1 protein-coding gene is annotated in these 2,316 nt (G+C 60.5%); it reads left to right on the forward strand.

The window, feature by feature from the left end; genetic code table 11:
- Positions 1-103 precede the first annotated feature (103 nt).
- A complete protein-coding gene (locus AB0M08_RS47415) occupies positions 104-2,272 on the forward strand; it encodes an RHS repeat-associated core domain-containing protein (RefSeq protein WP_364508932.1) in 2,169 nt (722 codons plus the stop codon).
- Positions 2,273-2,316: the final 44 nt, after the last annotated feature.

The raw sequence follows: 2,316 nt of genomic DNA on the forward strand, positions 1-2,316 counted from the left end.
ATGTATGGCCGCGCGAACACCGATTTGCTCCGCCACCGGATCATCCTGGCCGACTGACATCAACAACCACCGATCACCACGGCCGTGCCAGAGCCACTTCGTCTTGACCGTTGACAACTACACCTACGACACAGGAAAACCCGACGCCGACCAGGACTACCACCTGGTGACGAAGACCGTCACAACACCTGTAGCCCTCGATGGCACCACCGTGCCGACAGCCGACATCAAAACGACAGTCACCGGCTACGACCCCATCGACGGCACCTCGTCTACCGACGACACATCCGGCTGGGTACTGGGCGAACCCACCACCGAAACCACCTGGATGGGGACCAGCGCCTCCAGCACCAATGACCTGACAACCCTGACCCGCTACGACTCCGCCGGCAACGTAGTCGAGTCACGGCTTCCCGGAGGCACCGCCACCAGCGCCAACACCACCGTAACCACCTACTACACGGCCGCAACCAATACGACCTACTCAAGCTGCGGCGACAAGCCCTACTGGGCCGGCCAAGTCTGCCGAACCGACCCCGGCGGCAGCCCATCAGCCGGCTACGCCACCCTCTCCACCACCTACACCTACAACCTGTACGGAGAAACGACAAAGCTCACCGAGACTTCCGGATCAGTCTCACGCACCACAACCACCACCTTCGACGCCATCGGCCGGCCGACTTCCAACAAGGTCGTCGTCTCCGGACTGTCCAGTTCCACCGCCCTACCCGAGACGACCACCACCTACGACGCCAGCACCGGCCTGCCTCTCACCATTACGAACGGAACCGCCACACTTACTAGCACGTACGACGCCCTCGGCCGTCAAATCACCTACACCGACGCAGACAGCACCACCACCACCCATACTTACAATATCGACGGTCAAGTCGCCTCGTACAACGACGGACAGGCAACGACCACTTACGCGTACGACTCAACCTCGGAACACCGAGGATTGGTTACCAGCCTCAACACCGGCATGGGCAACGGCCTGTCGACATTCACCGCCACGTACGACACTGCGGGACAACTCGCCAGCCAGACCTACCCAAACGGCATGACCGCCACCTATAGCCATGACAATCTCGGTACTACCACAAGCCTGATATACGCGCTGCCCACCTACGCCGCAGGCACGGCCGGAACTCTCACCTTCACCAACATAATCGGTGCCCTAGGCGACGTAGTTCATTCTCAGTCACCCCTGTCCGCTCAGGACTACACCTACGACAATGCCGGTCGGCTTCTACAGGTCAACGACACCGTTGATGGCAGCTGCGGCAGCCGTGTCTACGCATATACTAAACAGTCCGACCGTAGTTCGATCACGACATATGGTGGCGACAGCAGTGGTGGCTGCCAAACGACGACCTCGACGGCGACGAGCAGCGACACCTACGACACCGCCAACCGGACAACCACCAGCGGCTACAGTTACGACCAACTCGGGCGGACTCTGACCGTCCCCGCAGCATCGCTCGCCTCTGGGGCGAACACAGTCACCGCCGCATACTACGACAACGACAAGCCAGTGTCGCTAACTCAAGGAACTGCCAAGGAGTCGTTCACTCTCGATCCTCAAGGCCGTTACCGGCAGACCGTCAACAGTACCTCCGGCAGTGAGACCAAGCGCACCATCGAGCACTATGCGGGCAATTCGGACTCGCCGTCATGGACCGCTACTTCCACCGACATCGGAGCTAGCTATACCTGGCAACGCAATGTTGCCGGGATCAACGGACAGCTCGCGGCTATCCAATCCTCTGACGGTTCTTCGAGCCTGCAACTGACCAACCTCCACGGCGACGTCGTGGCTACCGTCCCGAACCAGGTGCCGACCGCCGCCAATACTGCAGGATCCAGCACCAGTGCATACTTCGAGTCCACCGAATTCGGCACTCCCCGTGACACCTCTACAACTCAACGGTATGGCTGGCTCGGTGGGCAGCAGCGCTCCAGCGACGCGATCGGATCCCTGATGCTCATGGGTGCCCGCGTCTACAACCCGTACACCGGACGTTTTCTGCAGGTTGACCCAGTGGCCGGCGGGACGGAGAACGCCTACGTCTACCCTACCGACCCCGTGAACTCGTCAGACACTTCAGGGCGAATGGCGGAAGTGGTTCTGGGTGCAGGCGTGATCGAAGAGTTTCCGCCGATAGCAGCAGCGACCATCATCATTATCGTAGGTATTCTTGCGGTCTTCGCCACAGTATGCCTAGTACGGCAGCCGCCATTTGCTAGTTGGCCAGGGAATACTCTCGGTTGAGTCGGGTGCGTTGGTGGAACCAGCGTGCTCGGGCTTGGTGGCGG

Source organism: Actinoplanes sp. NPDC051851 (genome assembly GCF_040681165.1).
Classification (GTDB): Bacteria; Actinomycetota; Actinomycetes; order Mycobacteriales; family Micromonosporaceae; genus Actinoplanes.